The sequence below is a fragment of the Spirosoma sp. SC4-14 genome (assembly GCF_037201965.1).
Taxonomy (GTDB): Bacteria; Bacteroidota; Bacteroidia; order Cytophagales; family Spirosomataceae; genus Spirosoma.
Genome location: NZ_CP147518.1, coordinates 2539767 through 2556631, shown reverse-complemented (window position 1 = coordinate 2556631; position 16865 = coordinate 2539767). Strand labels below are relative to the sequence as shown.

The following is a 16865-nucleotide window of genomic DNA, read 5'->3' as shown; positions in this document are numbered from 1 at the left end:
AATCGTACAAACAGGTCACGGATTACAGCCCCAGGCGTAGGCCCAGCGTATAGGTTCTTGGGTTCGGAATAACGCCCATTTCAAGTCCCTGCGTAATCGCATTCGTGCCGTTCGACACTTCGGGATCGTATCCCGGATATTTGGTGATCATGAACAGGTTCTGACCACTCACATACACTTCCAGGCTACGCGCTTTGGCTTTGTTCAGGAGTGTTTCAGGCAAACGGTAGGTAAGCGACAGGTTTTTTAGCTTGGTATAACTACCATTATAGACGTACCGGCTGCTGTTGTTAAAGTTCTTGCTGGTGTTGCTGAAAGCCGGATTGTCGGTCTGATTCTGCGGAGTCCAGATGTTCAGTGCTTCGGTAGTGGTAGCGTTCCGCTGATCGCCCAGGCCGCCCCACAGATAGGCCAGCGTCTGCGAATAAATCTGGTTGCCGTGGGTGCCCTGAAACATGAAGCTCAGCGTAAAGTTGCCGTAGCTGAAATCATTGATAAACCCAAACGAATACTTCGGTGTACCGTTGCCGATTGCCATCCGGTCGTCGGCTGTATAGGCATGATCACCATTCACATCTACGTATTTGGCATCACCAGGTTTCATGCCATACTGTGCTGCCTGATCAGCTTCGCTGGTTTTCCAGGTGCCCAGGAATTTATAACCATAAAATTCACCTAGCGGACGGCCTACCCGCAAAATCGACGCGTTGCTCAATGCCGATCCAACCCCATTGACGATTACATTGTCGAGACCACCCAGATCAAGAACCTTGTTGCGGTTGAACGAGATGTTGAAATTGCTGGTCCAGCGCAGTTTACCCGTAGCGATAGGGGTTCCCGTCAGCAAAAATTCAAGCCCTTTGTTTTCGACACTACCAATGTTCCGCAGGTAGTTGCCACCACCCAGGTAAAAGGGTGCCTGATAGCTATACAATAGGTTCGAAATCTTTTTGTAGTAGGCATCAATCGTTAGCCGTAACCGTCCGTTCAGCATGGCGGCATCGATACCAGCGTCGTACTGCGAAGTGGTTTCCCATTTCAGGCTGCTCGACACCGGTGCCCCTAAAGGCGTCGCTACACTTGGCGTTGACCCATCGTAATAGTAGGCTGGCTGGGTGCCCCCAGTGGTGATCTGTGCAATGGTGGCATAAGCCCCTACCGCCTGATTACCTGTCTGACCATAACTAGTCCGTAATTTCAGGTCATTAAACAGTCTTGAATTCTGCATAAACGACTCTCGGGCCAGATTCCAGCCCAAGGCCAGCGACGGGAAGGTGCTGTATTTCTGTGTCAGGTGCGACGAGCCATCAGTCCGGACACTGGCTGTTAACAAATATTTGTCTTTATAGGCGTAGTTGACCCGACCCATGTACGACTGCAACGCATCGGCCGAATAACCCGACGAGGTTTGCTGCGACGTTCCTAAACTTAAATTGTAATAACCCAGCGCATAGGTCGACAGGCTGTTGGCGCGGGCATTTACCGACATACCCTGCCCCTGCTGCTGTTCGTACAAAGCCGTTACGGTTACGGCATGATCGCCAAAATCGCCTTTGTAGGTCAGGAAGTTACTGTTCTGAAAATTCCAGTTGCGCGACGCATTCACCTGGGCATACAACACCCCGTTGCCAGTGCCGGGCCCGAAAAGAGTCTGGTTAAACGGCGACGACACCTGATACGTCGTATTGGTCGTAAACGTCAATCCTTTCAGAATCTGATAAGTCAGAATGCCCGTTCCGGCAATATTTGTATTCCGGCTATCGTCGTACTGACTCGAAGCCCTTGCAACCGGATTGTACTGGATCGACGCATACGGAGCCGTCAGGATAAACGCACCCGTTGCGGGGTCACGAACCGGCGACGTAGGGTCCCATTCGGTAGCCTGCGTGAAGGGGTCTGTCAAATCACCGGCGTAGTTGTTGTTGCGGCTCTGGGGCAACACGGTAGCCAGATTAAACTTCAGATTGATCTTGTTATTGATTTTGGCGTCGATATTGGCCCGCAGCGTAGCCCGCTTGTAATACTGATTCAGAATTAAACCGGGCTGATCGAGATAATTGGCCGATATTAAATATTTAAACGCCGAAGAACCGCCCGACACATCGAGTTGATAATTCTGAATGATAGGCTCCTGATGCAGTTCGCGCTGCCAGTCGGTGCCACCACTGGCTCTGAGTGCCTGTAGCCGATCGTCCGAAAAAGCGGGGGCATTCCCCGTCGATGCAAACTGCGTGTTAACCGTACGGGCAAAATCATAGGCATTCATCAGCGACAGTTCGCGGGGAACACTGGCCCGGCTGAACCAGGTACTGAAGTTTACTTTTGCCTTCCCTTCCTGCCCCGATTTGGTTGTGATCAACACGACCCCATTCGAGCCTCTGGACCCATAAATAGCCGTTGCCGAAGCATCTTTCAGGATTTCCAGTGATTCGATGTCGTTCGGGTTCAGCGATTCGATATTGCCATTGATAAAGCCGTCGATTACATATAGCGGTTCATTTGAGCCTGTAATTGAGTTCGATCCTCTAATGCGCACGCTCAGCCCTTTCCCCGGCTGACCACTGCTACTAGCTACCACAACCCCAGATGTGGTACCTTGCAAAGCCTGTTCTACGCGCACCAGCGGTCGTTTGGCAATTTCTTTGGCCGATACAGTGCTGGTTGCGCCCGTAACATCGCTTTTGCGCTGTTCGCCATAGCCCACTACCACCACTTCCTGCAGGCCTTTCTCGCTCACTTTCATGGTGACATTCAGGGTAGACTGGTTGCCAATGGGTACTTCCTGGCTTTCGTAGCCGACAAAGCTAAATACCAGCGTTGCATTTTTGTCGGGTACATCCAGTCGGAATTGGCCAGTCGGGTCAGACGTTGTCCCCTTCTGAGTTCCTTTTATCACAATGCTCACTCCCGGAAGTCCTTCCCCTTTTTCATCTACGACTCTACCCGTAATAGGCACAAACACATGCTTGAAATGAGGCACTTTATCGATCAGAATTTCGGCAATTCGCTTATCGAACTCCGACCGCGAATCGGCTCTCAAACCAGACCGGGGCTCAGTAGCCGCGGGCGTTGTCGAATAAATAGTTCTGGCTGAACCAGCGTCTTCTTTTCGTTTAATAACAATTGTCTTACTAACAATAGAATAGCTTAACGGTTGGTTTTTGAACAATTCGTTCAGTGCCGTTTCGATGGTCGCATTTTTAATATGCAACGACACCTTGTTGCTTTTTGTCAGCAAATCGGTCTGAAAAAAGAACGAATAACCACTCTGCTTTTCAATCTTATCCAGTACTTTTTCGAGAGGAGCATTTCGTTCATTTATCGTTATGCGCTGACTATAGCCAGCCGCATAAATATGCAGACAGGAAGCCAATAAGAGTATGCTGATAAAATTAAGCCGCATAATCCATTTTCGTTTCAGTCCGGGACTGATGCCCGTTAACCAGGACATTGCCCGATTACTCAACTGCCCCCACGACTTTGCCAGGCATAGTCGTAGGTTAAAAGTAGAATAGTTCATACTTTTGTAAGGGTTTGGGATTTGATAAAAACTTGTACGTCAACAGTTTTTTCTTCTCTGCGTTAGCAGACAGACTGTCTCAGACTTTATGCCGGAAGTGCTCGCAACACATTCCGGCTTTTTTATGTCTGAACACCCTGGAGTCGGACCGGGCCTTGCCCAGCCCGACCGGTTCGATCAGGCTTTAACGATAATTTTTCGTCCTTCTATTTTAAAGTTCACACCACTTAACTGAAGAATTTGAAAAAATTGTGACAGGGGCACATCCCTCGAAATCTTTCCTCTGAACTTGGTTTCGGGAATTTTCCCCTGAAAATCGACTTCAACATCATACCAGCGTGAAATCTGGCGCATAATGGTGGGCAGGTCGGTATCTTTAAACTGAAACTGTCCATTTTTCCAGGCCACAGCTTCTTCCAGATCGACTTTCGCCACTAAATTCAGCTTCGCCCGACTATTCAGATCCAGTTGTGCCTGCTGCCCCGGTTTAAGCACCAAAGCCGCCTGCTCTGCTTTATGTTCGATCGATTTCGTATGCGTCCGGGTAACCTTTACTTTCCCTTCGAGCAGGGTAGTTTTCACACTATTCTCATCGGAATAGCTATTAATGTTGAAGTGTGTGCCCAGCACTTCGACAACCTGCCCAACCGTTACGACCAGAAATGGCATGGCTTTTCGGTGGACATCGTTGGCATGGGCAATTTCGAAATAAGCCTCACCTTTCAACTCCACTTTACGCGTATTTTCCAGGAACGCTGTTGGATAAGTAAGTGATGAAGCCGCATTTAACCAAACCCTGCTCCCATCGGGCAAAACAATCCGGAATTTGCCGCCCCGTGGCGTGGTTATGGTGTTATAAACCAGTTTCGATGCATTTTCAGTGGTGCCTGATGGTGCCAGCCTCGAAGCATCGTAAACCAGTTGTCCATCTGCTGTTTTAGTAATGGTTATTCCGCCCTGTCGGGCAATTTCGCCATTGGTAGCATCATCGAGGATAATCTGTGAGGCATCGGCCAGTGTCAAAATAGCCTTGTCGCTTCCAGGCGAAACGTCCGCGGGCTGTTGAGCAACCTGTTTAACGGGTTCTGATTTATACAGAAATCGGTAGCCTAGCAGGCCCGATACAACCAAAACCAGTGCAGCAGCAGCATATTTAATCCAACGGTAACCTATATACGTAGTGTATACTGGTTTATCATAATCCGTTGCGGCAACAATTCGTTCCCAGGCAGCCTCTTTGTCGAACGATGCCAGTAGCTCAAGCTCACGCTGAACAGCATCTTCGCTCGTCAATTTTTCGAACAACGCCTTATTTCGATCGCTCTGAGCAATCCAGTCGTTCAGTTCCGCTTTTTGCTGATCGGTTAGTTCTCCTTTCAGATAGCCTACGATCAGTTCGGCCTGCTCAAAATAGCTGCTATAATCCTCCATACTGCTGCTTTACACTATAGAGACACCTGAGAGGTAAAACGGGATAAAGAGACTAGAACTTTTTAAGATTTTTTTCTCCGAAAAGAAGGCAAGGCGACTAATTGGGACTTATAATACCCTTATAGCCAACAGAATCAAAAAATATCAATAGAGTCAAGCAGAATCAAAATCCCTAACAATTCGGGTGTAAGCCGCAATCGAAGCAATTCCAGCGCCCGATATTTCTGTTTTTTAACGGTATTGACCGACATACCCAGTTCATCGGCTATTTCCTGATTTTTTTTACCTTCCAGATAGCTCATTTCGGAGATGATCCGATAATGTTCGGGCAGGGCTTCGATCGCCGAATGAATTTCGGCGATCACCTCCGATGAAATGATTGATTCGATAACGGGAAGTTCTTCAGGTTCGGTCTGTCCCTGCTGCTGTATGTAATCATCGACCACTCTATTGTGCCGAATGCTGTTCAGACTGGCATTACGCACCGAGCTATAGAGGTAATTTTTTATGGCCACTTTATTAGGTACAACCGAATCCCGCTCCTGCCAGTATTTTATGAAAGCATCCTGCACAATATCCTGCGCCTGCGCCTGATCCCGAATTATTTGAAACGAAAAGTACACCAGGCGGTTATAAAATTCCCGGAACAGCGAATCCAGTTCCGGGTGGTTCAGGCCGTCAACTGAACTGCCTTCCGCCGAATGCATTTTCCGTATAACACCCATTGTTTGACTGTCGATCTAAACCAATTCTGTCAACTTACTAGCTTGCACAGTAGCAAATATCGAATAAATAATCTGCAAATAATTCAATTACAGCAAAAAACGCACAAAAAAACCTCGCTTACGTTACCTGTAAGCAGCTAATGCTACGCTACTTTTAACGAAGTTTCATTTTGTCTTTATACCATGATACTGGTCTTCTTCGCGGTAATCGGTCCGAAGCGGATGACCAACCCAATCGGTAGGTAACAAAATTCGGCGCAGATCGGGATGATTCCCAAACGAGATACCAACCAGGTCAAATGCTTCGCGCTCGTGCCAGTCGGCGGTGCGCCACAAATGGGCCACACTCGGCACAGAGGGTAACTGCTTCGCACCCGTCTTTCGCGACACAGTTATTTTCATCATCAGATTGTGCTCATAAGGAATCGATGTGAGGTTATAGATCACCTCCATTGTATCGGCCTTAGGTCCATTGTCGATGGCCGTAATGCAAGCCAGCAAATCGAAGAACAGGCGTTCGTCGTCGCGCAGAAACAGGCAAACATCGGCCACCATTGAAGCAGGCACTGTCAGAAAAGGCTGAATCGCCTGCGCATTATACTGAATGTCAGGACCGAACTCTGCTGTAAGAATATCGGCAATTTCGCTAAACGTCATAGTTCAGAACTGAGGCTAAACGGCCTCAACATGGTTCACTTTTAGGTTTCAACCCCACTTATGCCAGCCAGGCCAGCCACTGCATCCAGTTTTCGATCCAGAACAGAAACTTAGCTGCAAATTTAGCAGCCGGAGCCGACGATGGTTCAAGCGTCAGGCTATTATTGTTGAGGTTGGTATCCATATAAATCTTCTGCTTCGGATCAACGGCGGCCCATAGCACTTTTGCATTTTCGGTCAGCACAAACTGACGCTGCCGGGCTTTGCCATCCCAGAACAGCATCAGTTCTTTGCCATTATCGAAATGCACCAGCACATCGACCGGCATTTTGCCATCTTCATTTCGCTGAACCGTTACGACGCCCTGCAGAACACCATTCTGTCTGCGGTTTTTAATCGAGATCAATTCATAGTCAACAACCTGGTCGCCATATAGTGCTTCTTCAAAAAACCAGTTCATGTTCGGGCCATATTTGGTACCGAGCCGCCTGCCCACAACTTCGTTCACAATCGCAATAAAATTGTCGGCATCAGGATGTTTGAATTTCCAGCGGATAAAGTATGTCTGCATGATCTCATCCAGTACAGGGCGACCAACCAGCCCTTCGAGTGTTTTGAGCCAGGTTGCCGTTTTGGAATAGGTCAACACACCATATTGACCATCGGGCAATTGCCAGGTATTGCCAAACGACGATCCAATGGCCGGATTGTCCTGATGTACGTAACTATCGCGGGAGCTTTCCATATCGCCCATCTTAAAGCCAAACAGATCAATTTGCGACGACCGTATGCCATAGGTTTCGTCCATAATCCGACCTTCGTAATACTGGTTGAACCCTTCGTCGAGCCAGGCCTCTTCGAATTCGTTGGAGGCAATCAGTTGCATAAAATACTGATGGCCAAATTCATGGATCGTTACCAGTTCGGGGAACCGGGCACCGGCGGGTAAAAACCAGGCCGTTCCGGCCGTGATGAAGGTTGGGTATTCCATACCAAACGATCCGCTGGCGTGCAAGGGTGGGTCAACAATGGTCAGGTTTGGAAACGGATATTTGCCCATGTGTTTATCGAAATACGCCAGTGCAGCTTTAGCGGCATCCAGATGTCGCTGCGCCTGATGCAGATGCTCCGGCTGCATGACTAGTTCGATAGCTACGGTTCCACCCGAGGGGCGTTTCCAGGTGTCGTTTACGACCTGAAAATGCGGTGACGCCGTCCAGGCAAAATCAACCACATCTTCGGCGTGATACAGAATGGTTTTGGTGCCGTTAGCATGCATTTTTTCCGATTGGAACAGTCCCGTGGCACTCACCCAGTAGTCTTTAGGCGTCGTGATATTGACGTCGTAAACACCATAGTCGGCGTAGAATTCGGAGTGTGCATGAAACTGATGGCAATTCCATTGGCCCTGTTTGGCATACCGGGTTCCGGCAGGTTCATACACTCCAATTTTAGGAAACCACTGGCCAACCAGAAAAAAGTCGCGGCTAAAGCCCGTTCGGGCAAAAATTTTGGGCAGCTTAGCCCGGAAATTAATAGCGAGTCTGATGGTTTCGCCCGGTGCCACGGGTTTACTCAGTGGAACACGAATTACCGTATGATCGTCTTTATTCTGATCGTCGGGCTGAACGTATTCATAGGCTAGTGCTTCCCCATTGGTTTTTATCGACACCACCTCCATATACCCATACGGATCATCCTTCGAATTTCGATCGATCTGGTCACCTCGCAACTGCCCGCCCGATTCGCGCATAAACGTCGACTGATCATTCCGAAATGCATTCAGATATAAATGAAACCGCAACTCCCGAATCACCTCATCCGATGGATTTCGCCACGTCAGCGTTTCGCGGCCATCGAGTTTTTTGGAGATCGGATCTAGTTTTACATCGATCTGATAGTTGGCTAATCGAGGGCTCAGGGGTGTTGAGAAAATAGGGGTAGCCGCTCGGACAAAACCCGTAATTGCAGTAGAGATTAGGGCAAGAAACAGCAATTGCTTCATAGATCAGAGGTAATTTCCGGGCAACAACAGGCGCTAGTGCAAGGTAAATGAAATTTTTGGTTGATTCTGTGGGCAAGTCGCAAAAGCTACTGACATAGGGCTGTCATAGGCTGGTTCTACCTTTGTTTCATCAATAAACGAATGAACAATCCTATGGAACTGATCCCCATGTTTTTGAAGGAAATGGAGCAGGAAGCACAAACAACCCGCAAAATGCTACAGCGTATTCCCAACGACAAGTACGACTTCCAACCGCACGAAAAAAGCATGACCATTCGGCGGCTGGCAACGCACATTGCCGATTTGCCTACCTGGGCAACCATAGCCTTAACAACCGACGAACTCGATTTTGCGAAAAACCCGTATCAGGAACCGCTTATTAACAACACGGACGAATTGTTGTCGTATTTTGAGACTTGCCTTGAAAATGGCAAATCGCAGTTAGTAGCCGACAATGAAGCGGTCCTTAACAAACCCTGGACACTCCGCAATGGCGATCAGGTCTATAGCGTATCGCCCAGGCACGAAGTAATCCGTATGGCGCTCTGCCAGATTGTACATCACCGTGCCCAGTTAGGCGTTTTTCTACGGCTGCTCAATGTTCCAATTCCGGGCAGCTATGGCCCAAGTGCCGACGAACCATCGTTTAACTAAAATGATACGAGTCGATAACCGTACCCCAGTTGACCAGCCATCGCTGGGGCCGGGTTATCGACTTGTCCATGTTCGTTCATAACAACAATCATGGCTTTGTAGAGAATTTGATTTTAAGCAAAAAAACGGCCATATTGATAACCAATTGCCGTTTCTTAACTTCCTCTACAAGCTGATGCAGCACCATTATTTCTTTCTTAGTCTATTTCTTTTTCTGTCCCATTTTGTCGGTGCCCAATCGTATGACCTTGTCATTAAAAACGGGCGGGTTGTCGATGGTACGGGTAACCCCTGGATGTATGCCGATATTGCGGTGCAAAATGGCCGGATTGTACAGGTTGGCACCATCGACCCGTCACAAGCCAAACGCATCATCGACGCTAGTGGACTTATTGTAGCTCCCGGTTTCATCGACGTACATGCACACGTAGAAGGCAGCCTGGAAGCTCAGCCCGAAGCCCCTAATTTCATTTATGATGGTGTCACCACAGTAATCACCGGCAACTGTGGTGGTTCAAGTCCTAATCTGCGTACTTACTTCGATTCGCTTCGTTTACAGGGAATTTCCATTAATGTTGGGTCATTGATTGGCCACAATACGGTTCGAATGAAAGTCATGAAAATGGCATTCCGCGAGCCCACCCCCCGCGAACAGGCCGAAATGGAAGCCCTGATCGAACAAGCGATGAAAGATGGGGCCGTTGGCCTGTCGACGGGGCTTATCTACACACCCGGCACTTATGCCCGAACGCCCGAAGTGGTCAATCTGGCAAAAAAAGCATCGCGCTATGGAGGGCTCTACGCTTCGCACATCCGAAACGAAGGCCAAAATGTGAAACAGGCCATAGAAGAAGCTATTCTTATTAGTCGGGAGGCCAAAATACCCGTCGAGATTTCGCATTTCAAAGTAGCCAGCAAACCGCTTTGGGGAAAAAGTACCGAAACAGTAGAGCTGGTCGAAGCGGCCCGTCGCGAAGGGCTCGACGTAACGGTCGATCAATATCCCTACACTGCTTCCAGCACATCGCTCGAAAGCATCATACCGTCGTGGGCGTTGGCCGATGGTGATTCGGCTGTGCTGGCCCGCTTCCATGATCCGGCTGCCCGTACCAAAATTCGGGGCGAAATGCTGGATGGCCTAACGAAGAACCTGCGCCCAAATTATGAATACGCGGTCGTTTCCAGCTTCAAACCCGATACGACATTCAATGGCTTAAGCATAAGCAAAATCAATCAGAAACTGGGGCGAAAAAACTCTGCCGAAACGGAAGCCGATCTGATCATGGACCTGATGGAGCAAGCTAAACTGAAACGTATTCAGATGGTCTATCACACCATGTCGGAAACGGACATTGAAAACATTCTGCGCTATCCTAACACAATGGTAGCCTCCGACGCGGGTGTTGCCAAACTAGGTTCGGGAATGCCACATCCACGCGCCTACGGTACCAATGCGCGGGTATTGGGGCGTTATGTACGCGAGCGCCACGTGCTTCCGCTCGAAGAAGCGGTCCGGCGCATGACCTCGCTGCCTGCCCAGCGCTTTCGGCTGGCCGATCGAGGGTTATTGCGCCCGGGTTATGCGGCCGACATTGTTCTGTTCGACGAAAAAACCGTTTCTGATCGTGCCACTTACGAACAGCCTCATGCCTACACGACCGGTATCTCATGGGTGCTGGTCAATGGCACCCCCGTAGTCGAAAACAGCAAACATACCGGCCAACGTCCTGGCCAGCTACTGATGGGGCCGGGTTATGGGAAGTAGGAAGCTAACTACTGGCTACGAGACCTGGCTTGTTGAATAAATTAACCCGCACTGACTTTACTAATGTCCAATTTCCAGCATCCAATGTCCTAAATCCATAGCTATACTAAAACTTTTGCCCCGTATTTTGTTACTTTGCTGCGGTTTTGCCAATCAGCCTAATGACTTGGTAGTCATGGCCGAAAAAATTGGCTTTTTCGTTGTTAACCCTTCTTATTCTTTGCGATGAGTACCATTCAAAGCATTCATGCCCGGCAGATTCTGGATTCGCGTGGCAACCCGACAGTCGAAGTAGACGTTCGGACTGAAAATGGTTTTCTGGGCCGTGCGGCTGTCCCATCAGGCGCGTCTACGGGGTCCCATGAAGCGGTTGAACTCCGCGACGACGATCCGAAAATTTATGTCGGTAAAGGCGTACTGAAAGCGGTATCAAACGTTAACGATCTGATATTCCCCGAACTGGTTGGTATTTCGGTTTTCGAGCAGAACATGATCGATAAAATTATGCTCGAACTCGACGGAACGCCTAACAAAGGTCGCCTGGGGGCCAACGCCATTCTGGGCGTATCGCTGGCCGTTGCCAAAGCAGCCGCTCAGGAATCGGGGCTTCCTCTATATCGGTATGTTGGCGGTGTTAATGCCAACACACTGCCGGTTCCGATGATGAACATTCTGAACGGTGGCTCTCATGCCGACAATTCCATTGACTTTCAGGAGTTTATGGTAATGCCAGCCAATGCGCCAAGTTTCTCGGAAGCGCTGCGTTGGGGAACCGAAATTTTCCATACCCTGAAAAAAGTTCTGAAAAGTATGGGAATGGCTACCAACGTTGGTGACGAAGGTGGGTTTGCACCAAACATCAAATCGAACGAAGAAGCGATCCAGACCATTCTACAGGCTATTGAGAAAGCGGGCTATCGCCCAGGCGAAGACGTTTGGATTGCAATGGATGCTGCGTCGTCGGAATTTTACAATGCCGAAGAAGGTGTTTATCACTTCAAAAAATCGACCGGCGACAAGCTGACATCGTCGGAAATGGCTGGCTACTGGAAAGAGTGGGTTAACAAATACCCAATTCTTTCGATTGAAGATGGGATGGCCGAAGATGACTGGGCTGGCTGGAAAGCACAAACCGATCTGCTGAAAGCCAATAAAACCCAGCTTGTCGGCGACGACCTGTTCGTAACGAACGTAACACGTCTGCAGCAGGGTATTGATGAAGGTATTGCGAATGCTGTACTGGTAAAAGTAAACCAGATCGGTTCGCTCACCGAAACCATCGATACGGTAAATCTGGCGAAACGGAATTCGTACAAAAACATCATGTCGCACCGTTCGGGCGAAACCGAAGATGCTACCATTGCGGATTTGGCCGTTGCCCTCAATACGGGTCAGATCAAAACGGGTTCGGCTTCCCGCTCCGACCGGATGGCGAAATACAACCAGTTGCTTCGTATTGAAGAAGAATTAGGCGAAAACGCTTACTTCCCAGGTCTGAAATTTTAATGCGCTGGGCGAAGGGCTTGGGGCATGGGGTAACAAACGCACCCTACCCCAAGCCCTCCCCGCTCCATGCCCTCCCTGCCCCAAGCCATGTTCAGCCGTTTGCTCTCATACTTCCGCAATTTTTATGTTGCCACTGGCCTGGGGCTACTGGTTTGGATGACTTTTTTTGATGCAAATGATCTTCCAACCCAAATCAGTAACTGGTGGAAACTTCATGAACTGGAAAACGAAGCGGAGTTCTATCAAACTCAAATCAGGCAAATACAAACTGAGCGGAAAGAAGTATTAGGCAACGATCGGCTGCGCGAAAAATTCGCCAGGGAGAAGTACCTGATGAAAAAGCCAACCGAAGATATTTTCGTTATTGTCGACGAAAATAATAATCCCATTGAGAAATAGCGAAGGGCCTGGAGCTTAGGGCATAGAGTATCCCTCCCTGCCCTAAGCTCCAGGCCTTCTGCCCTTTGCCCATGATAAACGTACTCTTCGTCTGTTACGGCAATATTTGTCGGTCGCCAGTAGCCGAAGGAGTTTTTCGGACGCAGGTTGAAGAAGCAGGGCTGAGTAATTTTGTTTCCTGCGACTCGGCCGGAACCGCATCTTATCATATTGGCCAGCTCCCCGACCACCGCACCCGCGCCAATGCCCTCGAACACGGCCTGACACTCACACACCGCGCCCGCCGTATGACAGGCGACGATCTGGCTCAGTTCGACTATTTCGTAGCGATGGATGAGCAAAATCTGGAAGCTATCGAGAAGTTAAACTACCGTAGCACTGGATTATATACCAACGATACCATCTTTCTGCTTCGCGAATTTGACCCCGACGTTAGCGACGAGCCCAATGTGCCTGATCCATACTATGAAGGCCCCGAAGTTTTTGAAGAAGTCTATCAAATCGTTTCACGTTGCTGCCGCCAGCTTCTTACCTATCTGGATCAGCAACATCAGTTTAAGTCTTTATCGAATGATTGAATTGTTAAATGATTGAATTGTAGTTCTATTCAATCATTCAACAACTCAATCATTCAATAATTCAACATATTATGAACAAAAAAGTCATCCTTATCATCCTCGACGGTTGGGGAATTCCCTTAAAGCCCGACGTGTCGGCTATCGAAGCAGCGAATACACCGTTTATAAACTCGCTATACCCGAACTATGCTCACAGCACACTGGAAGCATCAGGTCTGGCAGTTGGTCTGCCCGCTGGTCAAATGGGTAATTCAGAAGTAGGCCACATGAATCTGGGAGCGGGTCGGATCGTGTATCAGGACCTGGTAAAAATCAACAAAGCTGTTGAAGAGCATACGCTCGACAACGAACCGGTGCTGGTCGATGCTCTCAATTATGCGAAAGAGCAGGGTAAAAAAGTCCATTTCATCGGTCTTGTTTCAGATGGTGGTGTTCATGCTCATATCGATCATTTGAAAGGCTTGCTATCAATAGCCAATGCCCATGGCCTAACCAACGTGTTTGTGCATGCCTTTACCGACGGACGCGACACAGACCCCAAAGGTGGCGTTGGTTACCTGACCGATCTGCAGGCTCATATGGCCAGCACAACGGGGCAACTAGCCAGTGTAGTAGGCCGCTACTATGCCATGGACCGCGACAACCGCTGGGAGCGCGTAAAAGTTGCTTACGATGCCATGGTCAATGGCGTTGGGCAGCCAACTCTCGATGCGATTGGAGCATTGCAGGCTTCCTACGACGCTGGCGTGACCGATGAGTTTGTAAAGCCAATCATTCTGACAAAAGCCGATGGCTCGCCAGTGGCCGTTATTGAAGAGGGCGACGTAGTGCTTTGTTTTAACTTCCGCACCGACCGTGGCCGCGAAATAACCCAGGCGCTGACTCAGAAAGATTTCCCTGATCAGGGCATGAAGAAACTGTCGCTGGATTACATCACCATGACTAACTACGACAGTGAATTTACGGGCGTAAAGGTCATTTTTGACAAAGACAACCTGGAAAAAACGCTGGGCGAAGTCATTGCCGGAGCGGGTCGTACGCAGATTCGCATTGCCGAAACGGAAAAATATCCGCACGTTACGTTCTTCTTTTCGGGAGGTCGCGAAGAGCCATTTGCGGGTGAAAAACGCCTTTTATGTCCTTCACCGAAAGAAATGACTATCTACGATGAGCAAGGCAATCCGACAACAATTCCCGTTAAAACCTACGATCAGAAGCCCGAAATGGCGGCTTTCGACATTCGTGATGCCATCATTCCTGAGCTTCAGAAAGCTGAAACTGATTTTATCTGTCTGAATTTTGCCAATACCGATATGGTAGGGCACACGGGCGTATTTGAAGCAGTTGTTAAAGCAGCCGAAACCGCCGACGCCTGTGCTCAGGCCGTAACGGAAGCTGCTCTGGCGAACGGCTATTCTGCAATTATTATCGCCGACCATGGAAATGCAGAATATATGATGAACGACGATGGTACGCCCAACACGGCACACACAACGAATCTGGTTCCCTGTATACTGGTCGATAACGATTACCACCCGACGCTCAACGACGGAAAGCTTGCCGACATTGCTCCTACGATTCTTCAGCTTATGGGCATTCCGCAACCGCCAGAAATGACGGGCGTGAGTTTGATTAATGAGTAAAGAGAATGGCAACCAAAGATTAGTAGCATCATAGTCCGATCAACCAATATAGGCAAACCGTTCAGGAGCTAGTTAAACGATATGCATCGTATCAATCTAACAGTGTTGATTTAGTTGATGCGGGTATTCCTGAAAAAGACATCCTTCTTGCCTTTCTTTCGGAGCACATAAGAAGCAATTCCCCTGTGGCAATATCCTAGCTCTTAATACAAAAAAGCCCCGCAGCACTGCGGGGCTTTTTTGTATTAAAAAATATCAAATTACATTTCCAGTAACAGACGGGCTGGATCTTCCAGAATTTGTTTTACACGAACAAGGAAGCTAACCGATTCTTTACCATCAATGATACGGTGATCATACGATAACGCAACGTACATAACGGGACGAACAACAATCTCGCCGTTTACCACAACCGGACGCTCAACGATATTATGCATACCCAGAATGGCCGACTGAGGTGCATTGATTATCGGTGTTGAGAGCATAGAACCAAACGTACCACCATTCGTAATGGTGAAAGTACCCCCAGTCATTTGATCAATGGTCAGCTTATTATCGCGGGCCAGACCAGCCAGGCGTACAATTTCTTTTTCGATCTGGGCAAAACTCATCTGCTCGGCATTGCGAATAACTGGCACTACAAGGCCGCGCTCGGTTGAAACAGCAATCGAAATATCGCAGAAATCATTGTAGACAATGCTGTCGCCATCGATCTGAGCATTAACGGCAGGGAAATCTTTAAGAGCCGTACAAACGGCTTTCGTAAAGAACGACATAAAGCCGAGGCCCACACCATGTTTCTCTTTGAATTTGTCTTTGTATTTGTTCCGCAGATCCATGACCGGCTTCATATCTACCTCGTTGAAGGTAGTCAGCATGGCCGTTTCATTTTTAACCGCCACCAGTCGGCGGGCAATTGTCCGGCGCAGCGACGTCATTTTTTCGCGACGCTGGTTCCGGCCACCCGTTACTACCGGTGCCGGTGCGGGCGCGGCAGGTTTTGGTGCTGGTGCCTGCGGTTGAGGTGCTGGCTGTGCTGGTGCAGGAGCAGCCTTTAGTGCATCTTCCTTCGTGATACGACCACCAACACCGGAGCCTTCTACCTGCTGAGCGCTAACTCCTTTTTCGTCCAGAATTTTAGCAGCAGCAGGTGAAGGATAATGAGCGGCATAGCCATTCTGTCCGTTGCTGGATGCTTCGGCAGACTGTGCAGCCGGAGTAGGCTGGGCGGGAGCAGGCTGCGATGTAGCCGTTGGCTGAGCCGAACCAGTTTCAATTTTCGCAATCAGGGCACCAATCGGCAACGTTTCCCCGGCCTGGGCAACAATCCGAAGAGTTCCAGCGGCTTCGGCAGGCAATTCAAAGGTAGCCTTGTCAGATTCCAGTTCGCATAGCACTTCGTCGAGGGCGACCTGATCACCATCTTTCTTACTCCACGACGCAATGGTTACTTCCGTCACGGATTCGCCAACGGCCGGAACTTTCATTTCAACTACACTGCCCCCCGATGTTGCTGCAGGCGCAGGTGCCGCTACCGATTGCAGAACCGGTGCTGCTTCGGCTACAGGAGCAGCTTTAGGCGCTTCAGTTTTCGCGGGCTCGGCGGGAGCAGCGGTAGGCGCTGAGCCACCATCGTCAATGGTACAAATGCTGGCACCAATCGGCAGCACGTCACCTTCCTGGGCCAGAATATGAAGAATACCATCGGCTTCGGCCGTTAATTCAAACGTGGCTTTATCGGAGTCGAGCCCACAAAGGACTTCGTCCATTTTCACATGATCACCTTCTTTCTTGTACCAGGTGCCAACAGTAACTTCGGTAATAGATTCCCCTACTGGAGGGATTTTCATGTCAACGGCCATTTTTTATCAAGTTTTCAGTCTGTGGTTTTCAGTTTATAGTTTATGGTTTACAGTTTATGGTTTATGGTTGCGCTGCTTGTTCAAAACCTAAATGAGCAGAGCAACCATAAACCGTAAACC

General features: G+C 49.0%; 12 protein-coding genes. 6 read left to right on the top strand and 6 right to left on the bottom strand.

Translation table 11 applies throughout. From position 1 onward, the window contains the following. Positions 1-22: 22 nt before the first annotated feature. The 5 genes from WBJ53_RS10365 to WBJ53_RS10345 form a co-directional block, all read right to left on the bottom strand. Positions 23-3520, bottom strand: a complete 3498-nt coding sequence (locus tag WBJ53_RS10365) for a TonB-dependent receptor (RefSeq protein WP_338876032.1) — start codon at positions 3518-3520, stop codon at positions 23-25. A gap of 177 nt (positions 3521-3697) precedes the next feature. After that, on the bottom strand, positions 3698-4951 hold the full coding sequence (locus tag WBJ53_RS10360; RefSeq protein WP_338876031.1) for a FecR domain-containing protein: 1254 nt from the start codon (positions 4949-4951) through the stop codon (positions 3698-3700). A gap of 134 nt (positions 4952-5085) precedes the next feature. Next, positions 5086-5676, bottom strand: a complete 591-nt coding sequence (locus WBJ53_RS10355) for an RNA polymerase sigma-70 factor (protein WP_338876030.1) — start codon at positions 5674-5676, stop codon at positions 5086-5088. Between the two features lie 165 nt (positions 5677-5841). Next, positions 5842-6333 carry an NADH-quinone oxidoreductase subunit C gene (locus tag WBJ53_RS10350; protein WP_338876029.1) on the bottom strand — a complete coding sequence of 164 codons (492 nt, stop codon included), beginning with the start codon at positions 6331-6333 and terminating at the stop codon, positions 5842-5844. 58 nt (positions 6334-6391) lie between these two features. Continuing rightward, a complete protein-coding gene (locus WBJ53_RS10345; protein WP_338876028.1) occupies positions 6392-8338 on the bottom strand; it encodes a M1 family metallopeptidase in 1947 nt (648 codons plus the stop codon). A gap of 153 nt (positions 8339-8491) precedes the next feature. On the opposite strand from WBJ53_RS10345, the gene WBJ53_RS10340 reads away from it, so the two are divergent. The 6 genes from WBJ53_RS10340 (at position 8492) to gpmI (ending at position 14883) form a co-directional block, all read left to right on the top strand. After that, the gene (locus WBJ53_RS10340; protein ID WP_338877178.1) at positions 8492-8992 is read left to right on the top strand and encodes a DinB family protein; all 501 of its coding nucleotides are present in this window, start codon (positions 8492-8494) and stop codon (positions 8990-8992) included. A 175-nt stretch (positions 8993-9167) separates the two neighbouring features. Further along, a complete protein-coding gene (locus WBJ53_RS10335; protein ID WP_338876027.1) occupies positions 9168-10757 on the top strand; it encodes a D-aminoacylase in 1590 nt (529 codons plus the stop codon). 225 nt (positions 10758-10982) lie between these two features. Beyond that, positions 10983-12263, top strand: coding sequence for a phosphopyruvate hydratase (gene eno, locus WBJ53_RS10330; protein ID WP_338876026.1), 1281 nt, complete (start codon positions 10983-10985; stop codon positions 12261-12263). 87 nt (positions 12264-12350) lie between these two features. Further along, a complete protein-coding gene (locus WBJ53_RS10325; protein ID WP_338877177.1) occupies positions 12351-12662 on the top strand; it encodes a septum formation initiator family protein in 312 nt (103 codons plus the stop codon). A gap of 71 nt (positions 12663-12733) precedes the next feature. Continuing rightward, positions 12734-13240 carry a low molecular weight protein-tyrosine-phosphatase gene (locus tag WBJ53_RS10320; RefSeq protein ID WP_338876025.1) on the top strand — a complete coding sequence of 169 codons (507 nt, stop codon included), beginning with the start codon at positions 12734-12736 and terminating at the stop codon, positions 13238-13240. 71 nt (positions 13241-13311) lie between these two features. Beyond that, a complete protein-coding gene (gene gpmI, locus WBJ53_RS10315) occupies positions 13312-14883 on the top strand; it encodes a 2,3-bisphosphoglycerate-independent phosphoglycerate mutase (RefSeq protein ID WP_338876024.1) in 1572 nt (523 codons plus the stop codon). Between the two features lie 260 nt (positions 14884-15143). On the opposite strand, the gene odhB is transcribed toward gpmI, so the two are convergent. After that, positions 15144-16745, bottom strand: coding sequence for a 2-oxoglutarate dehydrogenase complex dihydrolipoyllysine-residue succinyltransferase (gene odhB / locus WBJ53_RS10310; RefSeq protein WP_338876023.1), 1602 nt, complete (start codon positions 16743-16745; stop codon positions 15144-15146). Between the last annotated feature and the right edge of the window lie 120 nt (positions 16746-16865).